23 protein-coding genes, 2 pseudogenes and 1 riboswitch are annotated in these 25,164 nt (G+C 44.0%); of the genes and pseudogenes, 14 read left to right on the top strand and 11 right to left on the bottom strand.

Features of this window, described 5'->3' with window-relative positions; genetic code table 11:
* Positions 1-16 precede the first annotated feature (16 nt).
* Positions 17-586, top strand: a complete 570-nt coding sequence (locus tag LC048_RS18575; RefSeq protein ID WP_306050544.1) for a glycerol-3-phosphate responsive antiterminator — start codon at positions 17-19, stop codon at positions 584-586.
* Positions 587-728: 142 nt separating this feature from the next.
* Positions 729-2,384, top strand: coding sequence for a glycerol-3-phosphate dehydrogenase/oxidase (locus LC048_RS18580; protein ID WP_226602386.1), 1,656 nt, complete (start codon positions 729-731; stop codon positions 2,382-2,384).
* A 36-nt stretch (positions 2,385-2,420) separates the two neighbouring features.
* On the opposite strand, the gene LC048_RS18585 is transcribed toward LC048_RS18580, so the two are convergent.
* Positions 2,421-2,867: a DUF4385 domain-containing protein gene (locus tag LC048_RS18585; protein ID WP_226602385.1), complete on the bottom strand. Its 447-nt coding sequence runs from the start codon at positions 2,865-2,867 to the stop codon at positions 2,421-2,423.
* 115 nt (positions 2,868-2,982) lie between these two features.
* Here LC048_RS18585 and LC048_RS18590 point away from each other — a divergent pair.
* From LC048_RS18590 to LC048_RS18605, 4 genes and pseudogenes are all read left to right on the top strand, one after another.
* Positions 2,983-3,474 (top strand): annotated as a pseudogene (locus LC048_RS18590) (hypothetical protein).
* A gap of 51 nt (positions 3,475-3,525) precedes the next feature.
* Complete coding sequence (locus tag LC048_RS18595; RefSeq protein ID WP_306048414.1) at positions 3,526-3,732, top strand: hypothetical protein; 207 nt, start codon at positions 3,526-3,528, stop codon at positions 3,730-3,732.
* A gap of 15 nt (positions 3,733-3,747) precedes the next feature.
* On the top strand, positions 3,748-3,888 hold the full coding sequence (locus tag LC048_RS18600; protein ID WP_306048416.1) for a hypothetical protein: 141 nt from the start codon (positions 3,748-3,750) through the stop codon (positions 3,886-3,888).
* 2 nt (positions 3,889-3,890) lie between these two features.
* Complete coding sequence (locus tag LC048_RS18605; protein ID WP_226607949.1) at positions 3,891-4,088, top strand: hypothetical protein; 198 nt, start codon at positions 3,891-3,893, stop codon at positions 4,086-4,088.
* Between the two features lie 253 nt (positions 4,089-4,341).
* Here the strand turns inward: LC048_RS18605 and LC048_RS18610 are convergent, their stop codons facing one another.
* Positions 4,342-4,800, bottom strand: coding sequence for a DUF305 domain-containing protein (locus LC048_RS18610; protein WP_306048418.1), 459 nt, complete (start codon positions 4,798-4,800; stop codon positions 4,342-4,344).
* A 321-nt stretch (positions 4,801-5,121) separates the two neighbouring features.
* Here LC048_RS18610 and LC048_RS18615 point away from each other — a divergent pair, with 321 nt between their 5' ends.
* Both LC048_RS18615 and LC048_RS18620 read left to right on the top strand, forming a co-directional pair.
* Positions 5,122-6,615 carry a peptide MFS transporter gene (locus tag LC048_RS18615; RefSeq protein WP_226607945.1) on the top strand — a complete coding sequence of 498 codons (1,494 nt, stop codon included), beginning with the start codon at positions 5,122-5,124 and terminating at the stop codon, positions 6,613-6,615.
* A 130-nt stretch (positions 6,616-6,745) separates the two neighbouring features.
* Positions 6,746-7,702 carry a calcium/sodium antiporter gene (locus tag LC048_RS18620; RefSeq protein WP_226607942.1) on the top strand — a complete coding sequence of 319 codons (957 nt, stop codon included), beginning with the start codon at positions 6,746-6,748 and terminating at the stop codon, positions 7,700-7,702.
* Positions 7,703-7,760: 58 nt separating this feature from the next.
* Here the strand turns inward: LC048_RS18620 and LC048_RS18625 are convergent, their stop codons facing one another.
* Both LC048_RS18625 and LC048_RS18630 read right to left on the bottom strand, forming a co-directional pair.
* Positions 7,761-8,738: a bifunctional NUDIX hydrolase family protein/GNAT family N-acetyltransferase gene (locus LC048_RS18625; RefSeq protein ID WP_226607939.1), complete on the bottom strand. Its 978-nt coding sequence runs from the start codon at positions 8,736-8,738 to the stop codon at positions 7,761-7,763.
* 110 nt (positions 8,739-8,848) lie between these two features.
* Entirely contained in the window at positions 8,849-10,378 is a 1,530-nt protein-coding gene (locus LC048_RS18630) for an AbgT family transporter (RefSeq protein ID WP_306048422.1), read from the bottom strand.
* 621 nt (positions 10,379-10,999) lie between these two features.
* Here LC048_RS18630 and LC048_RS18635 point away from each other — a divergent pair.
* Together LC048_RS18635 and LC048_RS18640 are read left to right on the top strand one after the other, a co-directional pair.
* Complete coding sequence (locus LC048_RS18635) at positions 11,000-11,206, top strand: hypothetical protein (protein ID WP_306048424.1); 207 nt, start codon at positions 11,000-11,002, stop codon at positions 11,204-11,206.
* Positions 11,207-11,208: 2 nt separating this feature from the next.
* Complete coding sequence (locus LC048_RS18640; protein WP_306048424.1) at positions 11,209-11,415, top strand: hypothetical protein; 207 nt, start codon at positions 11,209-11,211, stop codon at positions 11,413-11,415.
* A 181-nt stretch (positions 11,416-11,596) separates the two neighbouring features.
* Here the strand turns inward: LC048_RS18640 and LC048_RS18645 are convergent, their stop codons facing one another.
* From LC048_RS18645 to LC048_RS18660, 4 genes are all read right to left on the bottom strand, one after another.
* Entirely contained in the window at positions 11,597-12,238 is a 642-nt protein-coding gene (locus tag LC048_RS18645; protein WP_226606576.1) for a 2OG-Fe(II) oxygenase, read from the bottom strand.
* 351 nt (positions 12,239-12,589) lie between these two features.
* Complete coding sequence (locus LC048_RS18650) at positions 12,590-12,718, bottom strand: hypothetical protein (RefSeq protein WP_264188530.1); 129 nt, start codon at positions 12,716-12,718, stop codon at positions 12,590-12,592.
* Positions 12,719-12,773: 55 nt separating this feature from the next.
* A complete protein-coding gene (locus LC048_RS18655) occupies positions 12,774-13,586 on the bottom strand; it encodes an EcsC family protein (protein WP_226606573.1) in 813 nt (270 codons plus the stop codon).
* Between the two features lie 60 nt (positions 13,587-13,646).
* Complete coding sequence (locus LC048_RS18660) at positions 13,647-14,429, bottom strand: arylamine N-acetyltransferase family protein (protein WP_226606570.1); 783 nt, start codon at positions 14,427-14,429, stop codon at positions 13,647-13,649.
* 512 nt (positions 14,430-14,941) lie between these two features.
* Here LC048_RS18660 and LC048_RS18665 point away from each other — a divergent pair.
* Positions 14,942-15,736 (top strand): alpha/beta fold hydrolase, encoded by a 795-nt coding sequence (locus LC048_RS18665; RefSeq protein WP_306048426.1) that lies wholly within the window; start codon positions 14,942-14,944, stop codon positions 15,734-15,736.
* 199 nt (positions 15,737-15,935) lie between these two features.
* Here LC048_RS18665 and LC048_RS18670 read toward each other — a convergent pair whose 3' ends face one another.
* From LC048_RS18670 to LC048_RS18680, 3 genes are all read right to left on the bottom strand, one after another.
* A complete protein-coding gene (locus LC048_RS18670) occupies positions 15,936-16,133 on the bottom strand; it encodes a hypothetical protein (RefSeq protein WP_226606564.1) in 198 nt (65 codons plus the stop codon).
* Between the two features lie 422 nt (positions 16,134-16,555).
* Entirely contained in the window at positions 16,556-18,280 is a 1,725-nt protein-coding gene (locus LC048_RS18675) for a methyl-accepting chemotaxis protein (protein ID WP_226606561.1), read from the bottom strand.
* Positions 18,281-18,605: 325 nt separating this feature from the next.
* Positions 18,606-20,204 carry an amidohydrolase gene (locus LC048_RS18680; protein WP_226606557.1) on the bottom strand — a complete coding sequence of 533 codons (1,599 nt, stop codon included), beginning with the start codon at positions 20,202-20,204 and terminating at the stop codon, positions 18,606-18,608.
* Positions 20,205-20,352: 148 nt separating this feature from the next.
* A riboswitch (Lysine riboswitch) is annotated at positions 20,353-20,531 on the bottom strand.
* A gap of 134 nt (positions 20,532-20,665) precedes the next feature.
* Here LC048_RS18680 and LC048_RS18685 point away from each other — a divergent pair.
* The 3 genes and pseudogenes from LC048_RS18685 to gntK all read left to right on the top strand — a co-directional run bounded on the left by LC048_RS18685 (position 20,666) and on the right by gntK (position 25,111).
* On the top strand, positions 20,666-21,571 hold the full coding sequence (locus LC048_RS18685; protein ID WP_226606555.1) for a nuclease-related domain-containing protein: 906 nt from the start codon (positions 20,666-20,668) through the stop codon (positions 21,569-21,571).
* A 1,281-nt stretch (positions 21,572-22,852) separates the two neighbouring features.
* Complete coding sequence (locus LC048_RS18690; RefSeq protein WP_226606551.1) at positions 22,853-23,581, top strand: GntR family transcriptional regulator; 729 nt, start codon at positions 22,853-22,855, stop codon at positions 23,579-23,581.
* A pseudogene (gene gntK / locus LC048_RS18695) lies at positions 23,574-25,111 on the top strand (gluconokinase). The gene LC048_RS18690 and the pseudogene gntK overlap by 8 nt, the downstream one beginning before the upstream one ends.
* Positions 25,112-25,164: the final 53 nt, after the last annotated feature.

Here is a 25,164-nt window from a genome sequence, read left to right on the forward strand (position 1 = left end):
CTATTTTAAGGATGGGATTCTTTTGGATCAAAAAATCTTGCCCGCATCTTCGAACATGAAAGAGTTTGAGCAATTTCTTGAAAGCCCTTTTGAAATTGGCGTCATGCTGGAGGTGCATATTTCTCAATTGAAAAATATTAATGCGATGACCAAACAGCATGGCAAGAAAATGATCTATCATGTAGATATGATTCAAGGCCTGAAGAGTGATGACTATTCCACCGAGTATCTATGCCAGGAATACAAACCGTATGGACTGATTTCAACGAAGTCGAGTGTCATTTTAAAGGCGAAACAAAAAGGAGTGCTCGCAGTGCAAAGAGTATTTTTAATTGATTCCCATGCACTCGAGAAAAGCTATAAACTCATCGAAAAAACACGCCCAGATTATATTGAGGTTTTACCGGGAGCGATGCCTTGGATGATCAGGGAAGTAAAGGAACGTGTCCAAATCCCCATTTTTGCAGGTGGCCTGATCCGAACCCGTGAGGAAGTTAAAAATGCACTCGATGCCGGGGCTTCTGCTATTACTACTTCCAAAAGGGAACTTTGGGAAATTAATCAATTTCAGAAATCAGACACATGAAAATTCCAGGTGTCTGTGATATAATGATTACAAGTTAATATATCGGGTAGGAGAAATGGAGAGACCACGATAACATTGCGGCTTTTGGGCGATAATGTTGTTTGTGGTCTCTCTTTTTTTCATATTCAAGGAGGCGTATCGTATGAAATTCTCAAATCTCAACCGTAAAAATATAGTAGTAAAATTGAAAAAAGAAGCATTTGATGTTCTGGTGATTGGCGGCGGAATTACTGGTGCCGGAATTGCTGTGGATGCTGCAACAAGAGGAATGAACATTGCCCTATTGGAAATGCAGGATTTTTCGGCCGGCACTTCAAGCCGTTCGACAAAGCTCGTGCACGGCGGCTTGCGCTATTTAAAGCAATTCGAAATAAAAATGGTAGCGGAAGTCGGCAAGGAACGTGCAATTGTGTATGAAAATGGCCCGCATGTCACGACACCGGAATGGATGCTCCTCCCCTTCCATAAAGGCGGAACATTCGGCAGCTTCAGTACTTCCATCGGACTGAGGGTGTATGACTTTTTAGCAGGCGTCAAAAGATCAGAACGCCGAAAAATGTTCAGTGCGGCTGAAACACTGGCAAAGGAACCACTCGTAAAAAAGGACGGATTGAAGGGCGGCGGCCATTATGTGGAATACCGTACCGATGACGCCCGACTGACGATTGAGGTCATGAAGCTGGCGGTTGAAAAAGGTGCTACCGCATTGAATTATTCCAAAGTTAAAAAACTATTATATACAAATGGAATCGTGTCAGGTGTAGTGGTACAGGATCTTTTAACAGGCGAGGAATACGAGGTTCATGCCAAAAAAGTTGTCAATGCAACTGGCCCGTGGGTTGATGACATTCGTGAAATGGATGATTCAAAAAAAGGAAAAACCCTGAAACTTTCAAAAGGTGTGCATATCGTCATCGATCAATCACGCTTCCCGCTCAAGCAGGCGATCTATTTCGACACGCCTGACGGAAGGATGGTATTCGCGATTCCGCGCGATGGGAAAACCTATGTCGGCACGACCGATACTTTTTACAATGAAGACCCAATCAATCCTGGCATGACGGAAGAAGACAGAAGCTACTTGCTTAAAGCGATTCAATACATGTTCCCGGATGTGAAGGTCACCGAAAAAGATGTAGAATCCAGCTGGGCAGGCATTAGACCGCTAATCCACGAGGATGGCAAGGCACCTTCTGAAATCTCCAGGAAAGATGAAATCTGGGAGTCCGATTCAAACCTGATCACCATCGCCGGCGGAAAGTTGACTGGCTACCGCAAAATGGCGGAAACGATTGTCGATCTGCTTGCTGGAAAATTTTTTGAAGAAGAGGGACGCACCTTCCCGGCATCACAGACGAAGAATCTGCCTATTTCTGGCGGAAATGTCGGTGGCTCCACTAACCTAGATTCCTTTGTTGAAACGCAGCTGGAACAAGGTATGAAAGCTGGATTCACCACAGAAGAAGCTCGCCGTCTTGCCTACCAGTACGGATCAAACGCTCCGATCGTGTTCCAACTGGCATCTGCACATAAGCATCAAGCAGATCAACATGGTTTGCCATTGGAATTGTTCGCCAAGCTGATTTATGCTATCCAATATGAAGCGGCAGCAACACCAATCGACTTCTTCAACAGACGTACAGGAGCAATTTTGTTCGACATCCACCTTGTACACAACTTCAAAGAGAATGTCATCAACTTCATGCGCGACCAATTCAGCTGGAACGAACAGCAAGCGGAAGCCTATACACTGGAGCTCGAAGGAGCCTTAACTGAAGCGGTCACCCCTGTAAAATAAAGCGAAGTCCCCTGACAGGATATCAGGGGACTTTTTTCATCCATATTTCTTCTGGTGTTCCTTTTTCATCTTGAGATACTCATGATCGGTTCTAGCCTGCTTCCATTTCTCCATAAATATCGCGGCAGATTCAGCCTTCACCGGATCATTCTGGCGCTCTTTCACCTTGCCGTCCTCCTCATACTTCCGTCCGCCCTTATAATTCGTATACCGGCGGGCGCGTGTGTAGCCCATCTGCAGGAATTTCCTTGCCATATCCATGCCGACAAAATCACTTTTCGCCTTGTAATCCAGGAACATTTCATAAATTTTCTCAGAAGATTCTCTGGCGATGTCCGGTGTTTTGAATCTCCAATGTTGCAGGATTTCACCTTTATAAGGTTCAACCAGCAGAACTCCCTGTTCTCCCCTGCCCACCCGGTACAGTTCTGGCTTTTGGCGAAAATCAATGGCATCAAAATCAAGGTCATAGTTGAAAGGCATTTTATCATTCCTTTTTGGAGATTGTTTACCCTTTTTTATCTCTAAATAACGGGCACCGATATAAGGGCCCAGTGAATAGACTATAGGCATGAATATAATGAGTGGAGTGAGAAGAATGGTTAAGTACCAGCCTTTCAGCGGAACAGTCACCATGATCAATGATTTTTCGGTTACACCCTCTGGCGAAAATGAAGGGTGCTATCGACTGATGTCCGTCATCGATGGAGCGGGAAGACAAGTGAATTTTGTGATTGAACCCAAAACCTACTTTGTGGACCAGGCAATGGTCGGTGTTGGTGACATGGTAACAGGCTATTTCGATGCCGACGCACCTGTCCCGCTGATCTATCCCCCACAATACAGGGCCCTTGTCATGGTCAAAGAAACACCTGGCCAGAATGTGAAGGTCGACTTTTTCAACAGGCAGCTGATCAGCAGTGATGGCATGCTCAAGCTTAATCTATCACCTGGAATACCGATTTTATTGGAAAATGGCTAAAGATTTACAAAGAATCCTGCTGACAGGAATCTGATTGTGGTCTACGGTCCATCTACCTTCAGCATCCCGGCGCAAACGACGCCGTACAGGATTATTGTATTATGTTAAGAAAAGCGCAAGCGCCTTGGTCAGCCCCGACAAGCGCTGGAGGGCCTGACAGTGAAGTCGCTCTTTGACTTCATTGGCAGGACCGAAATCGAAATGTATAGCCGACTGTCCAGAAACGCAGAAACTGGAGACTCCGACAAAGAAGCGCTTTTTGCTTCTGCCGGCGGAGTTGAAGTTTCGGAGTTTCTAGGAGGCGAAACTAGACAATTCGAAATGCGGAGGCGACTGCCCAACTCCGACAAGCGTTGGAGGGCCTGACAGTGAAGTCGCTCTTTGACTTCATTGGCAGGACCGAAACGTCTCGAGGAGTTAGGAGCCGCAGCAGGACAAGCGACTCGAGGGGCTAGGCGCTGGAGCTGGACAAAGAAAAGCGCAAGCGCCTTGGTCAGCCCCGACAAGCGCTGGAGGGCCTGACAGTGAAGTCGCTCTTTGACTTCACTGGCAGGACCGAAATGGAAATGTATAGCCGACTGTCCAGAAACGGAGAAACTGGAGACTCCGACAAAGAAGCGCTTTTTGCTTCTGCCGGCGGAGTTGAAGTTTCGGAGTTTCTAGGAGGCGAAACTAGACATGCGTCTCGAGGGGCTAGGCGCTGGAGCTGGACACTAATCTAAATACAAAATTACTTTACTTTCTTTTTCAGTATTATCAACGGTTTGACTCCTTTCAATCAAACGTTTGATTAACTATTCGATAAAGGATTCTTCCTCACATCCTGCCAAATTTCAGATTGCTCTAACTCCCCATCAAGCTGGAAAAGCAAGTCCTCTCTGCCCCTTGCTGCCATGACTTGCGTGTTCACCTTTTTAGACAAAAAAAAAAGAACCTAACCTGAGATTTCGATTAGGTTCTTTTCGCCAGATCCTGTCAATCTTCCTTCTCCTCAAGATCCTTGATCAGTGTCTTCATCTCGCTGATTTCTTTACGCTGTGCCTTGATGATTTCATCGGCAAGTTTTTTCACTCGTGGATCCTCGATTTCAGCACGCTCACTTGTTAAAATCGCAATTGAATGGTGCGGAATCATTGCTTTCATCCATGATGTATCATCAACGGTTGTCTGGCTCCGGACCAGGAACAGGGAAACCGCAATCAGTAAAGCACTGCCGGCATAAATTCCTAAGTTGGCTTTTTTATTAGTATACATTTTGAGCATGAACGAAAGCATAACAATCGCCATTACACCGCCCATGATCAAGGCTATATATAGTCTCGTTTCGCTAAAGTATACATGATCAATGCTATATGCATTTAAATACATCAGGATAAACATGATGATGGTCGATGTCAGCACCATCAAGCCAAATCTGCCATAATTATTTTTCATCGTCTTCCCTCCATTTTGACCTGGTTAAATCCTATTAGTATCACAATACCCTCCTAGCTAATTAATATTCGTCCCCTATGCTGGTTTGTATTTTTCTTAAAGGGGGTAAATAGTTTTCATGTTCTATGGGATATTTTTACCAATTTAACAGATTATTTAACAAATTCCTATAATACTAATAATTTTAAATACACTTTCTTTTCGAGGAAAATGATCAAAAACCCTTTTATATCAATAGTTCAGGAGATCCCTTCCTGATATTGTTTTTGACAATTCACACTTCAAAAAGTATCCTAGAATAGAAAACAGGGAGGGGTAATCATGTCAAACCATAATAGGCAGAAAATTGTGGATAGTGTACCTCAAACAGGATTCTTCGGACATCCTAAAGGTCTCTTCACACTTTTCTTCACGGAGTTTTGGGAGCGCTTTTCTTACTATGGAATGAGAGCAATCCTAGTATTCTACATGTATTACGAAGTATCAAAAGGCGGCTTGGGGCTTGATGAAACTCTAGCGCTTTCCATCATGTCCATTTACGGATCACTTGTTTACATGTCAGGTATCATCGGTGGTTGGCTCGCTGACCGGATCTTCGGTACATCACGAGCTGTATTCTACGGCGGAATCCTGATCATGTTAGGTCATATCGCTCTTGCGATTCCTGGTAGCATCACAATGTTCTTCGTGTCGATGATCCTGATCGTAATTGGAACAGGTTTATTGAAACCAAACGTTTCTACTGTAGTTGGTGAAATGTACAGCGAAAATGACGCTCGCCGTGACGCTGGTTTCACGATTTTCTACATGGGTATCAACGCAGGTGCTTTCCTGGCGCCACTTATCGTTGGAACTGTATCTAAGGCTTACAACTTCCATTACGGCTTCGCAATTGCCGCAATCGGTATGTTCATAGGACTAGTTGTTTTCGTTCTTACAAAGAAAAAGAATCTGGGTCTTGCTGGTACAGCAGTACCAAACCCGCTTTCACCATCTGAAAAGAAAAAGACTTTCATGATCGTTGCTATAGCGATTGTCGCAATCGGTATTTTAAGTGCTATATTAATTCCTGCTGGACTTTTAACATTCGAAAGCTTTATTAACCTTGTAACAATTCTTGGTATCTTAATTCCGACTGCATACTTTATCATCATGTATCGCAGCCCTAAAACAACAGAAGTGGAACGTTCACGCATTCTTGCCTATATTCCATTATTCCTGGCAGCGGTCATGTTCTGGGCGATCCAGGAGCAAGGTTCAACTATCCTTGCTAACTATGCGGACAAGCGTACACAGCTTGAGTTCGCGGGAATCACCATTTCACCGGCATGGTTCCAGTCGCTTAACCCATTATTCATCATCATCTTCGCACCAATTTTTGCAGGATTATGGGTAAAAATGGGCGATCGACAGCCATCGATTCCTAAGAAATTCTCATTCTCATTGATGTTCGCTGGTCTTTCATTCCTTGTTATTTTGATTCCTGGATACTTCACAGGTTCAGATGCTCTAGTTAGTCCTTTATGGCTTGTACTTAGCTACCTGATTGTTGTATTCGGTGAATTGCTGATTTCTCCTGTTGGACTATCAGCTACCACTAAGCTTGCTCCGGCTGCTTTCTCTGCACAAACGATGAGCCTCTGGTTCCTTGCAAGTGCTGCAGCACAAGCAATCAATGCACAGATCGTGAAGTTCTACTCTGTTGAAACAGAGATGGCTTACTTCGGTACAATCGGTGGAGCATCCATCGTGTTAGGTATCCTCCTCTTCATCATGTCACCTAAGATTCAGGGATATATGAAAGGCATTAAGTAATTATTAAAATGTAAAAAGACGGTTACTCCATATAGGAGGGCCGTCTTTTTTGCTATTTTGCCGATAAATATTTCTTTTTGAATTATTTTTTTGCTATGTTGTTAACAGTAAGCAATAAGGGGGAATGAAGTTGACCTATATCCTATTAACAATTGGCTTTGCCTTACTCATAAAGGGAGCGGATTATTTTGTCGAGGGTTCTTCTAAAATTGCCACACTTCTCAGGGTTCCTCCCCTGTTGGTTGGTTTGACGATTGTCGCTTTCGGTACAAGCTCACCGGAAGCGACGGTCAGTATCATTGCCGCAATGGAAGGCAGCAGCGAGGTTTCTCTTGGGAACGTCATCGGGAGCAATATTTTCAATATCACGCTTGTTGTCGGCATCACAGCTATGATTAATCCGCTTGCAGTTGAAACTATGACAATCCGCAAAGAAATACCGTTCACCCTGCTGGCAAGTGTAGCACTGGCAGCAGTCGCCAATGATATAGCACTCGATATGGCAAACATCGATTTAATTGGCAGAAGCGAAGGCATTATCCTGCTTCTCTTCTTTATGATTTTCCTTTATTACATCATCGAGGTTGCCTTGAATAACCGTGAACCAGCACCAGATGCGGCGACAGTTACCAGCAGAGGAACTTGGGGAAAGAATATTTTCTTTACGCTTGCCGGCCTCGCTGCAATAATCTTTGGTGGTGACCTGGTCGTTGATAATGCAACGAAAATCGCACTAACACTCGGAATGAGTGACACTCTCGCAGGTCTGACGATTGTGGCGGTCGGTACCTCATTGCCTGAATTGATTACATCCATTACCGCCGCTCTGAAAAAGAAAACCGAAATTGCCCTCGGCAATATTGTCGGAAGCAATATTTTCAACATCCTTTTTGTCCTGGGGACATCGGCCACCATCTCGCCGCTCGCTGTTAATGGTAAAATTTTTACCGATATCGCCTTAATGATTATTTTAACAGCTGTCCTATTAATTTTCTCAAGATCTAAATTCAGGATTTCAAAAATAGAGGGAGCGATACTTGCCGCTGGTTACATCGTGTATTTGGTTTATATTATTTTCCGGAATTAAAAAACGAAAAGGCCTGACTGAATTGGCAGGCCTTTTCCATGCAGTGAAATACGGCAACCTAGATACTCACAATTTTGGATAAGTTCGTGTCTTTACTGTAGCGGATGATTCTCATGTCCTTGTTAATGACTTTAGCTTCTCCCGTTTGTTTATAGCCCATCTTTTCATACACATAGCAGTTGCGTTCCTCGGATTGAATCGTATCGAGCTCCCATGCTTCTGCTTCCGGATACAAAAGTTCCAGCCGTTTCATGACGACCTGGGCAATTCCTTTATTATGGTATTTTTCCAGGATGTTGATAATATGCAGTCTCATCAACCCAGGAGACTTTTCATAGACAAAGACGCTTCCTGCAAGTTCAGCTTCAAAAAGAATCTTAAAATAATCGCCCCGATCGAACCTGGCCGTGAATCTCTCCATCGATTGGGTCACCGGGCTTGTTTCATGATCCTTGTACTTTTTATATAAAGGCATGAATACTTCTTTTTGCAGAGCTAACAATTCCTCAGCATCATCTACTGAAGCTTTTTTGAGAGTGATGCTCGAAGTGGCGATTTCAAATAAAAGGTCAAGGTAGTTAAACGGGATGAACTCACCTGTCTCTGCCATTTCCCTTATCTCCGCTTCACTCGCCCACTTTGCATCGGCGACTTCCTCTTCCTGAAGCAGCAAGTCCTCAAGTGCGACATTTTGCCTGACAAGCCAGATATCGTCAAAGCCCTGCGAGAATTTCACAGTGAATATTCTTTCGCCTTTTTTAATATCGAGGTCGATTCCAAGCTCTTCTTTTGCCTCACGGATGGCTGCTTGTTCACTGTCATCCCCTACTATTGCAGAACCTGCTGCGGAGCAGTCCCACATGTTCGGAAAACCGATCTTCCACGGCTGCCTTCTCTGGATCAGAAACTGACCATCGTCATTGATAATCCAAACATGGACAACAAGATGATAGTCCCCTGCCTTCATATCTTCCCCTCTTTTATGTATGCGTTCAGTCAAATGCCTGTATTGATCGTAAACATCCCATAATTCCACGGAAGTCACCTCCTTATAAATTGGTTCTATTATTATACAGGTTAAGTAGCAAATTTTGTTAAATTATTCTAAAAAAAGAACCCAAGCAACTCAGCTCGGATTCTTTCATATTATTTAGGCATAAAAATGGATGAACCAGGTCCGATATCGATTCCTAACAGCATCCAGATGATCAACATTGCTACCCATGCGATTGTCAGGGCGATTGAGTATGGGAGCATGGTTGCGATCAGTGTACCGATACCAACCTTCTTGTCATACTTTTGCGCAAATGCGATGACGATGGCGAAGTAAGGCATTAATGGTGAAATGATATTTGTCGTTGAGTCAGCGATTCGGTATACAAGCTGAGTGAACTCAGGTGTGTAACCGATTTGCATCATAATTGGTACAAATACCGGCGCCATGATTGCCCACTTAGCAGATGCACTGCCGATGAACAGATTGATGAATCCGGAAATCACGATGAATGCCAGGATTAACGGAATTCCTTTGAAGCCTGTACTTTCTAGCAGTTCTGCTCCGTTTACAGCTAAAACTAATCCAAGGTTTGATTCCTTAAAGTAAGCAACGAATTGAGCGGCAACGAACGCAAGCACGATGTATGAACCCATTGTGGCTATAGTCTCAGAAAGCTGATCCGCTACATCCTTATCATCCTTGATCGATTTTGTGATCCGGCCGTATACAAAGCCTGGTACAAAGAAAAGAATCAAGATGATGGGAACGAGCGAGTGGAAGAATGGAGCATTGATGATGTTCTCTTCCCCGCCGCGAAGTGGTCCCCATTCAGGGATAACAAGCAATGCAATTCCGATGGATGTAATGATGATCGAAATCAAAGCTCCCCAAAGACCTTTTTTCTCGACCGCAGATAAATATTCAACCTCTTCTTTCACATCGCCTTTGAATGTACCAAGTCGTGGTTCAACGATTTTATCTGTTACCAATGTTCCGACAATTGTGATCAAGAATACAGAAACAACCATGAAATAATAGTTCATTGCATAGTTGATGTTTTCAGCATAAGCCGGATCAAAAATAGCCGCAGCATCTTTCGTCAATCCGCCCAAAAGCGGATCCAATGAAGTCAGAAGCAAGTTCGCACTGAATCCGCCGGATACACCAGCAAAGGCTGCAGCCAAACCAGCGAGCGGATGTCTTCCAAGACCTGCGAACAAAACCGCTCCAAGTGGAGTCAATACAACATAACCAGCGTCAGCTGCCATGCTGGACATAACGCCGCCGAATACTAGGGCAGCCGTCAATAATTGCTTAGGAACGGATGTTACAAGACCACGCAATGCCGCACTGATTAATCCAGTACGTTCCGCAATCCCTATTCCCAGCATCGTAACAAGAACCGTTCCCAGCGGAGCAAAGCCGGTGAAGTTTGTGACGGCACTTTCAAATAGATAGGCGATCCCTTCTTTGCTTAACAAGTTCTTGACTGTTAAGAATTCCCCTTCATTCATAGGGTCTGCCACTTTTACACCCATTGCTGAGAAAACCGCAGACAGCACAATCACCATCACGGAGAAAATCGCAAATAAAGTGACTGGATGAGGCAATTTATTTCCCACACGTTCAATCACATCGAGTGAACGCAAAATAATACCTTTTTTATTTGTCGTTTCCAAGAGAGGACCTCCTTAAAATTAATATAAATATTCAGACAAATAATTGCATAAGACTTAAAACATTATAGATGGTGTTTACGGGAATAGAAAGAGGAAAACCACAAGACGGAATAGTAAAATTCTTGCTAAGATTCAGAAGCAGTAGACTAACGAAATATAAGAACTAGAACGACATTGAATCATTTCAGTAGAATCATAGGATAAGAAAAGCGCAAGCGCCTTGGTCAGCCCCGACAAGCGCTGGAGGGCCTGACAGTGAAGTCGTTCTTTGACTTCATTGGCAGGACCGAAGCGACTCGAGGGGCTAGGCGCTGGAGCTGGACAAAGAAAAGCGCAAGCGCCTTGGTCAGCCCCGACAAGCGCTGGAGGGCCTGACAGTGAAGTCGTTCTTTGACTTCATTGGCAGGACCGAAGCGACTCGAGGGGCTAGGCGCTGGAGCTGGACAAAGAAAAGCGCAAGCGCCTTGGTCAGCCCCGACAAGCGCTGGAGGGCCTGACAGTGAAGTCGTTCTTTGACTTCATTGGCAGGACCGAAGCGACTCGAGGGGCTAGGCGCTGGAGCTGGACAAAGAAAAGCGCAAGCGCCTTGGTCAGCCCCGACAAGCGCTGGAGGGCCTGACAGTGAAGTCGCTCTTTGACTTCATTGGCAGGACCGAAATCGAAAAGTATAGCCGACTGCCCAGAAACGCAGAAACTGGAGACTCCGACAAAGAAGCGCTTTTTGCTTCTGCCGGCGGAGTTGAAGTTTCGGAGTTTCTAGGAGGCGACACTAGACAATTCGAAATGCGGAGGCGACTGCCCAACTCCGACAAGCGCTGGAGGGCCTGACAGTGAAGTCGCTCTTTGACTTCATTGGCAGGACCGAAATCGAAAAGTATAGCCGACTGCCCAGAAACGCAGAAACTGGAGACTCCGACAAAGAAGCGCTTTTTGCTTCTGCCGGCGGAGTTGAAGTTTCGGAGTTTCTAGGAGGCGACACTAGACAATTCGAAATGCGGAGGCGACTTCCCAACTCCGACAAGCGTTGGAGGGCCTGACAGTGAAGTCGCTCTTTGACTTCATTGGCAGGACCGAAACGTCTCGAGGAGTTAGGAGCCGCAGCAGGACAAGCGACTCGAGGGGCTAGGCGCTGGAGCTGGACACTAATCTAAGTACAAAAATTTTATACTTTCTTTTTCATTTAAAAAAAGAAGCATGTTCTCCATGCTCCTTCCATCTCTATTTCACACTCTTCCGCCTCATCCATTGGGTTGCGGCCCATTTATCGCCGATAACAACCGGCGCTCCGCCATGCAAGGTTAAGTCGTTCAAGTCCTGATTATCATAGAAATATTCAAAATAAACGGCCATTCCCTTTTGTGGGGATACGGCAAAATTAAGCTTAGGGAAATAAGTTTCTCCACCTTGCTCGACATCATTCAGGTACATGACGAGTGTACTGATTCTCGGATTGCTTACATTTGACGAGAAAAAGTCAAAGTGGGCTTTATACTCTTGACCGATTTTATAATTCAAAATTTGTAAGCCTTCTCCATGTGAATTCGGAATGCCCATGATCTGCGAGATTCTTTTTTCAACTCGCGCAACAACAGCATTTTCTGCTTCTTCTATAAACGTGCTGCTGCTCGTCCTGAGCTGATCAACTTCGCGAGTATTCCCAATTTTCGAGCGCTGCAGCTTGTCCTTAGACAGCTTCATCAGCTCATCGCATTCTTCATCACTTAATACATTTCCTAAAATGACGATTAACGGTTCTTCCATTCTAGCAATAATGTTGATTTCACGATCTTCGGTTTTGATTTTGTTCCCGATATGATTAAAAATCGTAGGTTCTTTAACAGTTAAATCAACAGCATCCATTATCAACTTTCATCAACCTCTTAATCATGTATTTTCCAAAAATTAGATTGATATATAAACGAAAGCATCATTCATTCTTTATGTCCCTTGTTTCCTCCCGTAATTCAAAATGGATGACAAAACCGAATCTCAAACTCTATTCAATTTTCAATTTATTTTACAACGCGGATAGGTGTTTTACTATCTTTTTTTTATGGGAAAAATAAAAAAAGAGAGCAGTATACTCTCTTTTCTTATCCAAGCTCATATTTTTGTCCAAAACGGAAATTAGGTCTTGTTTCAGAAGATGAATTGGAATTGCAGAGTACATTCAAAAAAAGAGGAAAACCAATGATATCTGGTTTTCCTCTTTTACTTCAAGTCGGATGAATCATCATAATCATAGCGGAAACCGTCATTTTTAGAAGATTTGCCATTTGTTTCTGTTTTATTCTGGTCTGCCTTTAATTGATCTTTTTTCTGTTTATCCTTTGGATTCATATGAAAGCCTCCTTCATCTGGATTTCCTCCATATTATCCAAACATTGTTTAATTTTTATTCTATAGAAATCGATGAATCAGCATCCAGCCTCTCCAAAATCCTGCGTTTTTGATAGAGCATTGTCGCGGTTTCGGCAAGATCACTGACCATCGATCGGTTGGCGAACGCCCCAAACACAATTCCTGCCACCGGTACCATCTGCAGCAGTTTTTTCCAGCCGAATGATTCGGTATACGTCAAGGTTACTTCTCGCCAGCCCTGCAGCTGCGAGATGACTTCCCGTGATTTATTTTCACTGTTGAAATCACTCAACTCGTTTAAAATTGCCTGCTTTCCGACCACATCTGCCGAAGAAAACTGCAGGCACTTAATGATGAACACTCGCTCCTTCTTATCTCTTGGATCGTACCCATGGAGAATGGCGATATCCTGTAGTGTTTTTAGCGAGAGGGCCAGAACAGCAGGAATATCAATTGCCAGCGTAAAAATACCGCCAATACCCGTACTTGCACCTTGAATCGTCGCGGCTTTCTTCCTTTGTTCGCCCAGTGCCAAAGATGCCCGCTTCATTTCTTCCACCGGAACGCGCTCCATATCTGTGAGCTGACTGACTCTCCTTCCAGTCTTTTTCTCGAAAAATTGAAACACAGACTTTTCGCTGGTTAAATATTGTCCGCCCGTTTGAATGTAGCTTCCCAGCTCATCAAGCAGGATTCCTACCTTCTCCTGAATGAACTTTGGCGTAAAACGGTCAAGCATCTTGAATGGCAGTCGGGTCAGGCGCTCCCAAAACCAAAGCCCCTTCTGGTCCTTCTCCCACTTTTCAATTTCCTTTAGTTCATTCAATAAGTAGTCTCGTGAATCCATCTGCTTCATCCACCTGTCATTATTTGATACTGTATTAACGGTTAACATCTTGAGAAGGTTTCATTTTAATTCGATATTATAGAATTCTTTCGCCAGCTGCTTGAAGCGTTTCGCATCTATGACCTCTTTTTCGACTCCATCTTCCGTCCACTGTATAAAACTAGTTTCAGTTAACACCATGCTTCGATTTGCTGTCACTCTTGTCAGCAAGGGCTTCTTATTAAAAGGGGACTGAGGGTGTTTTGTTATAATTTTCTTCATTTCGGATAAATCACTGACATTCTCTATCGGCTCTCTTGAATCAAAAGCGTATCCAATTCGCCATTCAGAATCCTTATACTTCAGCTTCATCTCTAAAAGGTAATCTCCGAACTCACTATCATATTGATTAACCCGAAAATCCCCATTAGGAGAACTAATCTCCGTCCCATCCATCGGCACCGGTCTTAGAGGAAGGTTCCCGCCAAAACCGGTATCCACCAAATATCCTTTGCCTTCGCCATTCAGTAAAATCGCAGCATGCGTCCTGCCCGTTGGACTGAAACCGTTCAAATCCGGGACATACACTGACCCGCGAATAAGCCGCACATCAAGCCCATTCTCTTTTAAAAATAAATAGAGGATGCCGTTCAGGTCATAGCATAGTCCGCCTTCATTTTTAAGGAGGATCTTGTCGACCAGTCTTTCTTCATTCAAATTACTGAGGTCTCCTGACAGGGTGCCCAGATTCTCAAAAGGTAGTGCTGCAGCTGTCATCTCTAGCAGGATTCCCAGATTGGCAGCCGTGATTTTCTCACTCTCGAAGAAGCCGATTCTTTTTCGAAATAAATGATTTAATTCCATAAATTGCATCCTCCCGAACATACAGTGAATTTAGTCCCACTCCCGCTCATCTTTTGGTATAATCAATAATATTCATAATAGCATGTTAATAATACTGTTATTCTTTATAGAAACAACCATCTTGATCATCATACTTTGATATAGTAGCTTAAAAAGTTCGTAAATCCTCTCGATCGCATTCTATGATATTACACCCATCTGGCAATCCCACCATAAGTAAAATATAGTAAATGGATAACGGTACTGTCACCCAAAAACAATCCTACGTATCCTGGGGTACTCGAAGACATTCGTGATGCCTATGAGTGGCCCTTTACGTTATACAAATCTCCTTAGAACTTTCCTGCCTCAATGAGTTTAGCCATTTTTAAGTACTCATTAGTAGGATTCAATTATTATCATCGTCCAACAGAATTTCCTCCTGCCATTTTTTTCGTATCGTCTTTTAGTTTACTAACATAAATATCAAGGGTATCATTATTATCACAACAAGTACGCCTAAGGAGAATCGGATGCTAGATTACAGATTGTATAAGGGCTACGGCTCGGAGTATATTGTTCTGCTCCACGGAATTGGCGGGAACTCGAATATTTTTTACAAACAGCTAAAACCATTCCTGAAAAAATATAATATAGTCGCGATTAACATGCCTGGGCATGGGAAGTCACCTGACATAGATTCCTATAAGGAAAAGTTTTCTTTTGATTTGATTATCAGAGAGATTCTTAAGATAATGGACCACCTTTCAATCCACAAGGCCCACTTTGTCGGCGTTTCGCTGGGAACGATCATCGTCCACCATTTGCTGCAGACGGAACCGGGACGTGTGAGATCAGCGGTCCTTGGCGGAGCAATTACAAGATTAAACCTATTTGCAAAATCACTGATTAAATTGGCCTGGTTTATAAGGGATTTCATTCCCTTTATGTGGCTTTATCGCATACTAGCCTTGATCCTGATGCCTCGCGGTAACCATAAAGGCTCAAGGAGGTTTTTCATCCAGGAGGCCTATAAAATGAAACGAAAAAACTTTCTTGCGTGGTATCCGCTTGCCGGTGACGTCAAAACCACATACAGCAAGGTTCAGGAAAAAAGCAAGATTGTCCCCAAGCTTTATATCTCAGGTGCTGAGGACCATATGTTTGTCAGGGATTTAGCAGAAGACCTTCACGGTGACGAAAGCTCGGAGCTCGTGATTCTGGAGCGGTGCGGGCATGTCTGTAATATAGATAAAGCTGATGAATTCAACCAGCAGGCACTCGAATTCATGGATAAGCATGAAATCAAACAAGCAAATATCAGTTAGCCTGAAAAGCGTAAGTGCCTCGGTCAGCCCAGACAAGCGCTGGAGAGCCGCTCTTTGACTTCAATGGGCGGATTGAAGCAACTCGATGGGTCTGGGCGTTGGAGTTGGACACTAATATTAGTGTGGAAAGTCTATACTTTATATAAAGATAAAAATAGGGAATGAGCTGAACAGCTCATTCCCTTTATTTGTTGGTAAATTAATAATAATACGGATATCTAGGCGGCGGGCAGCACGGGTATACTGGCGGATAAAACGGGGGTGGATAAAACGGACGCGGGGAAAACAAAGCCCCACCCAACAAGCCACCAGCCAAACCACCTAAAAACGGCAATCCAAAGCCAAAGCCGAAAAACCTCTGATCCTGCGAACGATAAGGATGTCTGTATGCATGCATACGGCTTACCTCCCTCTTCTCTTTTTGTACTCACTATCTTTATATGCGTTTATCATGTCTTTGGCTTGGGCGAACGCACATAGAACGTGGATTTCAGGGTGGGAGGCTAGTGCAGGACCATTGTTAAAACAGGATATTCCTTAAAAATTGAATATATTCCTTAAACTACTAGATATATTCCTTACTTTTTGAATATATTCCTTACTTTTTGAATATATTCCTTACTTTTTGAATATATTTCTGAAAAACCTGAATATATTCCTTAATTTCCAAATCGCTTCCTAAAAATAGTGGCTAAAAAGATTGGACACAGATTTTCTTTCCCGAAAAATATTCATGAGTTTTCTGCTTTCAACCCAGGCATTTATTTTCACAAAAAAAGAAGCATGAAAGACACACACGACTTCCATGCTCCCAAACTTTTAAATTTTAAACTTTGCGACCATCTCTCTCAGGTTCTGCGCCAGACTTGCCAGTGAAGCTGATGATGAGGTGACTTCTTCCATTGATGCCAGCTGTTCCTCCGTTGCGGATGCGATTTCTGCTGTGTTTGCTACGGAATCACGGGCGATTTTCGTCACCTCTTCGATCGAGGCATTCACCTGCTGGACACTTGCTGACATCTCCTCTGAAATCGCGGATACCTCCTGGATTTCCTCGCTGACATTTTCGATCGATTTTAGGATTTCTTCAAATGTCCGTCCCGTATCATCAACTAAAGACGCTCCTTCAGAGATCTCAACCCATCCTTTATTCATCATTTCTACAACCTGATGTGTTTCTTTTTGAATGACCTCGATCAAGCCAGAAATTTGGCTCGCAGATTGCCTCGATAATTCTGCCAGCTTCCTGACTTCATCAGCGACAACTGCAAAGCCTTTGCCATGCTCCCCTGCTCTTGCCGCTTCTATGGCGGCGTTTAGCGCTAGCAAATTGGTCTGGTCAGCGATGCCTGTGATGACTTCGATGATTTTGCCGATTTCTGCTGATTTCCGATCCAGGTCTTTAATGACCCCATTGGTTTCACTTGTCGTATTATTGATCGACTTCATTTTTTCAATTACTTTTTCAAGAGATTCCTGTCCGACTTGGGCTTGTTTTGCCGTTTCAGCCGCAGACTCCGCAACAGTAGAAGTCGTTTGTGCAACTCGCTGGATCCCTCCTGACATCTCGCCTACCGCTTTCGCACTTTCTTCTGTATTCTTGCTCTGGACCTCTGCACCGCCTGCAACCTCCTGGATGGCTGTTGCAACCTGATTCGTCGCAGAGTTGGTTTGTTCCGCACTTGCCATCATTTCTTCAGCGGATGCCGCAACCTGCTCAGAGGTACTGCTTACCTTGAAAATCAGTTCCCTTAAATTGGACGTCATCTCGTTAAAAGCTGCAGCCAACTCACCGATTTCATCATTGTTCTTCACATTCATTTTTTCAACAGCCAGGTTTCCTTGAGCCACCTGTTTTGCTGCCTGTGATACAAGCTGAACCGGCTTGGAAATCATGCGGCTAATTTGCAGCGCAATAAAGATGCCTATCACAAAAGCCGCTGCACTGAGGACGATAATCAGCATTGCTACCTTCTGTACATTCCCAGACAAGGCTTCACTTGTAGATTCCAAAGCATCTTGCTGGTACTCAATCGCATCCTCAGCCGCAGAATTCAGGCTGAAGATAAGCGGATTCCCTTTTTCCTGCATCAACAATCTAACCTTGACCATTTGTTCATCTCTTATTAAAAGAAACGCCTCGGAAGCCATCTCATAATACTGTGCCTCAGCTGCAACAAGCTTTTCTCCAACCTTTTTTCCTTCAGCTGATTTTTCCGAGCTTAAATATTTCTTAGAACTTTTATCAAAATCTTCTACCGCACCCTCAAATTCAATCAGGCTTTCTCCATCACCATTTGCCATATACTTTTGGAGGGCCAGCTGCTCTCTCATGATTGCATCCTTCATCTCGACAATCAAATTCAGCTTTTCCATCCTTTCATCAATGGATGACGAATACTGGCTGTTCATCTTGTTAAACTCAAAATTCGTGACGATGGCCACGAGCGCCAACAAAGCTAATACCGAGAAAAATCCGGTCAATAGTTTGGCTCGAACACTGAATCTCATCTGTGGTTTTGCAAATCTTTTTTTGGATTTCATTTTCCGCTCTCCTGTCCAGCAATAGATTAAATTACCACTCATACCTTCTTTCGGTTCAAATTCTGAAAATTTTAGGACTTTAGCCATAAAAAACTAAATCATTTTGTAATCGAATAAACGACACGACTCAAATCGAGAGCTTTACCTATGAAAATCACAAGCTCCTCAGTCAGCCCGGTAAGCGCTGGAGGGCATGACAGTGAAGTCGGTTTTGAATACAATGGCAGGACCGAAGCGACTTGATGAGCTATTCATTACTCAAAGTGAATTTTCGCAAAAAAGGACGGTACGGCTTCCGAATGGAAGCTGAAAACCGCCCATAATCTTAGGAAAGCCTTCGATACTTGATTTCCCCGCCAATGATCGTCATTTCAATATCCATTGATAAAAGTTCATCTGCGTCCGTCATTTCAAATGGATTTTTGGTATAAACGGTCATATCAGCTAATTTTCCGCGTGCGATCGTGCCTTTCAGCATTTCTTCGTTTGTTGGATAGGCTCCGAGCTCTGTGAAAAGTCGGAACGCATCGAGCATTGACAGCTTCTGCTCTGGCACATAGCCATCGTGAGTTTCGCCCGGTTTTTTCCTAGTAACCGCGGCATGTATTCCCAGAACCGGGTCGACTGGTTCAACCGGCGAATCGGAACCTCCGGCACAAATGACGCCTGCTTCCATCAGGGTTTTCCAAGCGTAGGAAAGTTTGATTCTTTTTTCACCAAGACGTTCCTGAACCCAAGGGAAGTCACTTGCTATAAAACGTGGCTGAATATCCGCAATCCGGCTAGGCCCCTTCAGGCGTGGAATCAGTTCCTCCCGTAAAACTTGTGCATGAATCAGCCGGTCTCGATAAGCCGTTGCCGGGAATTGGCCCAGCACATCAAGAACATTTTCCAGTGCCTGGTCGCCAATTGTGTGGACAGCAATCGGCATATCCAGCTCGCGCGCCCCTTTCACGATTTCGTATAAATGCTCCTGATCATACATCGCATCGCCGTAATGACCTGGCGCATCACTATATGGTTCTGATAGCAGCGCGGTCCTCCGGCCAAATGCCCCATCGGCAAAAATCTTCACCGCACCGATTTGCAGCGTGTCATTGCCGTAGCCTGTGTACATTCCGGCTTCTTTCAGGTTTGATAAAAACTCATGGTTAATCAAGAGATTGCTGCGTAAGCCGAGCTGCTCTCCATTTAAAAGCTCATTAAATAGATTCCATGTTTTTTCAAGACCGCCAAGATAGAGCGGGTCATTTGTATGCACGCTGGTCAACCCTTTGCTCATCGCATAATTCATCGTCTGCCGCATCGCTTTTTTCCAGTCGTTGTACGAGCGCTCCGGGATATACTGTCGGACTAAATTTGCCGCTGACTCGAGGAACAGTCCGGTCGGTTGCTTCGTGATTTCATCGAGTACGATGGTTCCGCCCTCCGGAACCGATATCAACGGATGATAGCCGCTCACTTCGAGCGCCTTGCTGTTGACCAGGGTTGCGTGCAGGCACGTCCTTGTTAAAAATAACGGGTTGGCAGGAGCCACATAATCCAGCTCGGCAATCGTCGGAATTCCTCCGTCGGTAAAAAGGTTCTCATCCCAGCTGCTGCCGACAATCCATTCACCAGGTTCAAGCTGACTGGCTTTTCCCTTTATTTTTGCCAGCATTTCATGTTTGGTCGTGATTCCGACAAAGTCGAGATTGATGAAACTATCGGCCATGATTGATAAGTGAAGATGGCTGTCGATCAAACCCGGTGTTGCCGTCTTCCCTTCCAAATCAATGATTTGCGCCTGGCTGCCCCATTGCAGCACAATATCTGTTGAAATTCCCATATCAATAAAACGGCCATTTTCAATGACCACTGCTTGTACAATTGGATTGCGTGAATTGAATGTATAGATGGTTCCATTTTTGTAGATGGTTCTCAAGAAGATCTCCCCTTTGGATAAAATGTGAATGCCTGGGGAGCGCGTTTGGAGTTGATGGAAGGGGATAGTTGGTACGCTCTGGCATGCAAAAAAGCAATGACAGAAAATAACCTATCATTGCTTTTTACAATATACGTTATCCGCCATTTCGATCAGTAGTTCTCCATGCACAAAACCCCGCATGACAGTCTGCTCCTTGTTCAGAAAGCATCCCAGCAATAATCAGTCCGACCCTGATTATGCTTCGGCAAACAACCCTTTCAGCCACCATCAACGATTGTCTATCTCCGATGGTCTACTCTTGTTATTTGCTCCCCTACCTCACCGATCTGATAAGATCATATGAAATTAGGTTAATACTATCAAATTGTCCTATTTTAATCAAGATTCTAAAATGTCTTAAAATGTTCACAGTTTTTTAGTTGCTCCCATTTTAAAATGAAGAAGAAAGGAAGTGGAATATGTTATTAAAAGAAAGAACCAAACCAGAAGAATTGGTAATTCTGCAAGCACTTAAGCCTCGAATGGAACTGGAAGAGAAAGATGCGCAAAACCTATGGACCCTGGAGAAAGGCTATGAAGGTGAAGTTCAATTCGACTTATGGTTTACGAACCATCGAGTGGAGAGTCTCATTATCAACGACCTACGCCTTGAAGTGAATGGCACACTTTTTCAAATCGATTCGTTCGTGATTACGCAGGATCGGCTCCATCTCTTCGAAGTGAAAAATCTCGAAGGGGACTATTACCTGGATGGAGACAAATTCAAGACAGTTGCCGGGAACGAAGTTAAAAACCCACTCCATCAACTAAACCGTGCAGAGATCCTGCTAAAACAACTACTGAAGAATCTGGGCTTTTACATCCCTCTCGAACCCCACCTCATGTTCATCAACCCTGAATTCGCCCTTCTGCAAGCACCATTGAAATCCCCTATTATTTTACCAAATCAACTAAATCGCTTTATGGATAAGATGAATAGAACCTCTTCAAAATTAACGAGCAAACATTCCAAATTGGCTGAGACCCTTTTGTCATTGCATGTTAAGAAATCACCATATACTAGGGTACCTAGTTATGATTTGGAGATGTTGAGGAAAGGGGTTATTTGTGAGTCTTGCGGGGAGTTTTTGGAGAGTTATAGTAGAAATAAATACATTTGTAGAAACTGTAATTCTCTAGAATATATAGAATCAGTTGTGCTTCACTCAGCTAAAACCTTTCAGTTACTTTTTCCAGAACGGAAATTAACCACAACAGCTATCTATGATTGGAGCGATGGTCTTCTTCCAATTAAAGCTATTAGAAGAGTCTTTCAGAACAACCTTTCAGTCAATGGGGTGTTTAGCTCCACTTATTATGAGTAATGTAATACTAGAAGAATTGCCATGATGAATCAAATGGCAATTCTTCCTTTTTCGGGCACATGTTCCGCTTTCTTGTTACCGAAATCTTCTGCTCCTCCACTTTTCGGGCACATGTTCTGCTTTCTTTTTACCGAAATCTTCTGCTCCTCCACTTTTCGGGCACATGTTCCGCTTTCTTGTTACCGAAATCTTCTGCTCCTCCACTTTTCGGGCACATGTTCCGCTTTCTTCTTACCGAAATCTTCTGCTCCTCCACTTTTCGGGCACATGTTCTGCTTTCTTGTTACCGAAATCTTCTGCTCCTCCACTTTTCGGGCACATGTTCTGCTTTCTTGTTACCGAAATCTTCTGCTCCTCCACTTTTCGGGCACATGTTCCGCTTTCTTGTTACCGAAATCTTCTGCTCCTCCACTTTTCGGGCACATGTTCCGCTTTCTTGTTACCGAAATCTTCTGCTCCTCCACTTTTCGGGCACATGTTCCGCTTTCTTGTTACCGAAATCTTCTGCTCCTCCACTTTGCGGGCACATGTTCTGCTTTCTTGTTACCGAAATCTTCTGCTCCTCCACTTTTCGGGCACATGTTCTGCTTTCTTGTTACCGAAATCTTCTGCTCCTCCACTTTTCGGGCACATGTTCTGCTTTCTTGTTACCGAAATCTTCTGCTCCTCCACTTTTCGGGCACATGTTCCGCTTTCTTCTTACCGAAATCTTCTGCTCCTCTACTTTTCGGGCACATGTTCTGCTTTCTTCTTACCGAAATCTTCTGCTCCTCCACTTTTCGGGCACATGTTCCGCTTTCTTGTTACCGAAATCTTCTGCTCCTCCACTTTTCGGGCACATGTTCCGCTTTCTTGTTACCGAAATCTTCTGCTCCTCCACTTTTCGGGCACATGTTCTGCTTTCTTGTTACCGAAATCTTCTGCTCTTCCACTTTTCGGGCACATGTTCTGCTTTCTTGTTACCGAAATCTTCTGCTCCTCCACTTTTCGGGCACATGTTCTGCTTTCTTGTTACCGAAATCTTCTGCTCCTCCACTTTTCGGGCACATGTTCCGCTTTCTTGTTACCCAAATCTTCTGCTCCTCCACTTTTCGGGCACATGTTCCGCTTTCTTGTTACCGAAATCATGGTGGACTCCCTTTTTCGGTAACACGTTTCCCTTATTGGATGAATGTAAAATATATTGGCAAAATAATCATTAGAGAAAACGCTTGCAATTTTTCAAATTCGTTTTATAATACTTGTATACAAGTATACTTGATTAACCAGGAAGGTGAGGAAATGACTCAAAATAAACAATTCCTTTATCCCCAGAAATGGCTTTCTAAGGCTTCAACCGGTGACCGGGTTGCGAGTGAGCTAAGGATGCAAATTATCGCGGGACTGATTGAAAGCGGTGCCATCCTATCTGAAAATAAATTGGCTGCTGATTTTAACGTAAGTCGCTCACCCATCCGTGAAGCGCTTAAAATCCTCTCAGCAGAAAACTTGATTCGCCTGGAAAGAATGGGTGCTGTAGTCATCGGCCTGACAGAAAAAGATATTGAAGAAATTTACGATGTACGTCTTTTAATTGAGTCTTTCGTTTTCGAAAGACTGACAAAAATAGATACAACCCACCTGGTGATGGAATTGAGCAAAATCCTCGAAATGATGAAAATCGCCATCAAGTACAAAGATGCCGACGAATTTTCACTACAGGATGTGCTCTTCCATGAAACGATTATCCGGTCCATCAATCATTCCTATATCAGAATGATTTGGGATAACACGAAGCCCGTAATGGAAGCTTTCATCTTGTTATCGATGCGGGCAAGAATCGAAGAGAAATACGATGATTTCAACCGCATTCTCGAAAACCACGAGCTTTATATTGAAGCCATCAAAACGAAGAATCGCGAACTTATGATTAAATCCTTACACCAAAATTTTGATGATGTTCAAGGTAAAGTAGACGACCTTTGGATATCGCAGCAAACGCTTTCCAAGGGAGTGGAGAAAAGTGACTGAGTATATGTTAGGGGTCGACATCGGTACTACCAGTACCAAGGCCGTCCTATTCAATGAAAAAGGAGAAGTCATCCAGCAGGAGAACATTGGTTACCCTCTCCATACGCCGGATATTTCAACAGCCGAGCAAGATCCTGAAGAAATTTACATGGCGGTCCTAACGGCCATTACAAAAATAATGAAGCACAATCTGCAAAAGAAGCTGGCATTCATCTCATTCAGCAGCGCGATGCACAGCGTCATTGCGATTGATGAAAATGACGAGCCGCTCACGCCTTGTATCACATGGGCGGACAACCGCAGTGAAGCATGGGCCCATAAAATCAAAACAGAATTAAACGGACACGAAATTTACAAGCGCACAGGAACGCCGATCCACCCGATGTCGCCATTAAGCAAGATCGCCTGGATCGTGAACGAGCGTCCTGAAATCGCCGCTAAAGCGAAAAAGTACATCGGCATCAAGGAATTTGTTTTCAAAAAGTTCTTTGACCAGTATGCCGTGGACCACTCATTGGCATCAGCGATGGGAATGATGAACCTTAAAAAGCTGGAATGGGACGAAGAGGCCCTGCAAGTCGCGGGAATTACAAAAAACCAATTATCCGAGCTGGTACCAACAACAAAAACCTTCATGAATTGCAATTCAGAAATCGCGAAGCAAATCGGGATTGATCCGGACACTCCTTTTGTCATCGGTGCAAGTGATGGCGTTCTTTCCAACCTCGGAGTCAATGCGATTGGCAAAGGTGAGATTGCAGTCACGATTGGGACAAGCGGTGCAATCCGCACGATCATCGACAAGCCTCAGACCGATGAAAAAGGACGTATCTTCTGTTACGCCCTGACTGAGAACCATTGGGTCATCGGCGGGCCCTGTCAACAATGGCGGCATGGTCTTTCGCTGGATTCGCGATGAATTCGCAGCATCCGAAGTCGAAACGGCAAAGCGTTTAGGAATTGACCCTTATAATGTGCTAACAAAAATTGCCGAGCGCGTTAGACCAGGTGCTGAAGGATTGTTGTTCCACCCCTACCTAGCGGGTGAGCGAGCTCCACTGTGGAATCCTGATGTCCGCGGTTCTTTTTTTCGGACTGACGATGTCTCATAAAAAAGAACATATGATTCGAGCTGCATTAGAGGGTGTCATTTACAATCTATATACCGTCTTCTTGGCGCTTACCGAAGCGATGGAGAGTCCGGTTACAAGGATTCAGGCTACCGGCGGTTTCGCCAGGTCAGAAGTTTGGCGACAGATGATGTCCGATATTTTCGACATCGAGGTAGTCGTTCCAGAAAGCTACGAAAGCTCGTGCCTTGGCGCTTGTATTCTCGGTCTTTATGCAACAGGTAAAATCGATTCATTTGATGTAGTTTCTGATATGATCGGCAGCACGCACAGTCACACGCCGAATGAGGATGCAGCCAAAGAATACAGACAGCTCGTGCCAATTTTCATCAGCTTATCGAGAGCACTTGAACAGGATTATTCGAGAATCGCTAACTATCAAAGAGGTTTGATTAAATAAAGGGATGATCCTCATCCTTTCGTAAAAATGTTAGCGCTTTATTTTACAGAGGG

This window comes from Mesobacillus subterraneus (assembly GCF_020524355.2).
Lineage (GTDB): Bacteria > Bacillota > Bacilli > Bacillales > Cytobacillaceae > Mesobacillus > Mesobacillus subterraneus_C.

Bases quoted from the DNA above. Each gene is read 5' to 3' on its own strand.
- LC048_RS18615 (WP_226607945.1), top strand. From the start codon at position 5,122: ATGTCAAACCATAATAGGCAGAAAATTGTGGATAGTGTACCTCAAACA.
- LC048_RS18670 (WP_226606564.1), bottom strand. From the start codon at position 16,133: ATGCATGCATACAGACATCCTTATCGTTCGCAGGATCAGAGGTTTTTC.
- LC048_RS18645 (WP_226606576.1), bottom strand. From the start codon at position 12,238: ATGGATGCTGTTGATTTAACTGTTAAAGAACCTACGATTTTTAATCAT.
- LC048_RS18610 (WP_306048418.1), bottom strand. From the start codon at position 4,800: ATGAAAAATAATTATGGCAGATTTGGCTTGATGGTGCTGACATCGACC.
- LC048_RS18655 (WP_226606573.1), bottom strand. From the start codon at position 13,586: ATGGATTCACGAGACTACTTATTGAATGAACTAAAGGAAATTGAAAAG.
- LC048_RS18675 (WP_226606561.1), bottom strand. From the start codon at position 18,280: ATGAAATCCAAAAAAAGATTTGCAAAACCACAGATGAGATTCAGTGTT.
- LC048_RS18660 (WP_226606570.1), bottom strand. From the start codon at position 14,429: ATGGAATTAAATCATTTATTTCGAAAAAGAATCGGCTTCTTCGAGAGT.
- LC048_RS18585 (WP_226602385.1), bottom strand. From the start codon at position 2,867: ATGCCTTTCAACTATGACCTTGATTTTGATGCCATTGATTTTCGCCAA.
- LC048_RS18650 (WP_264188530.1), bottom strand. From the start codon at position 12,718: ATGAATCCAAAGGATAAACAGAAAAAAGATCAATTAAAGGCAGACCAG.
- LC048_RS18685 (WP_226606555.1), top strand. From the start codon at position 20,666: ATGTTATTAAAAGAAAGAACCAAACCAGAAGAATTGGTAATTCTGCAA.
- LC048_RS18665 (WP_306048426.1), top strand. From the start codon at position 14,942: ATGCTAGATTACAGATTGTATAAGGGCTACGGCTCGGAGTATATTGTT.
- LC048_RS18690 (WP_226606551.1), top strand. From the start codon at position 22,853: ATGACTCAAAATAAACAATTCCTTTATCCCCAGAAATGGCTTTCTAAG.
- LC048_RS18580 (WP_226602386.1), top strand. From the start codon at position 729: ATGAAATTCTCAAATCTCAACCGTAAAAATATAGTAGTAAAATTGAAA.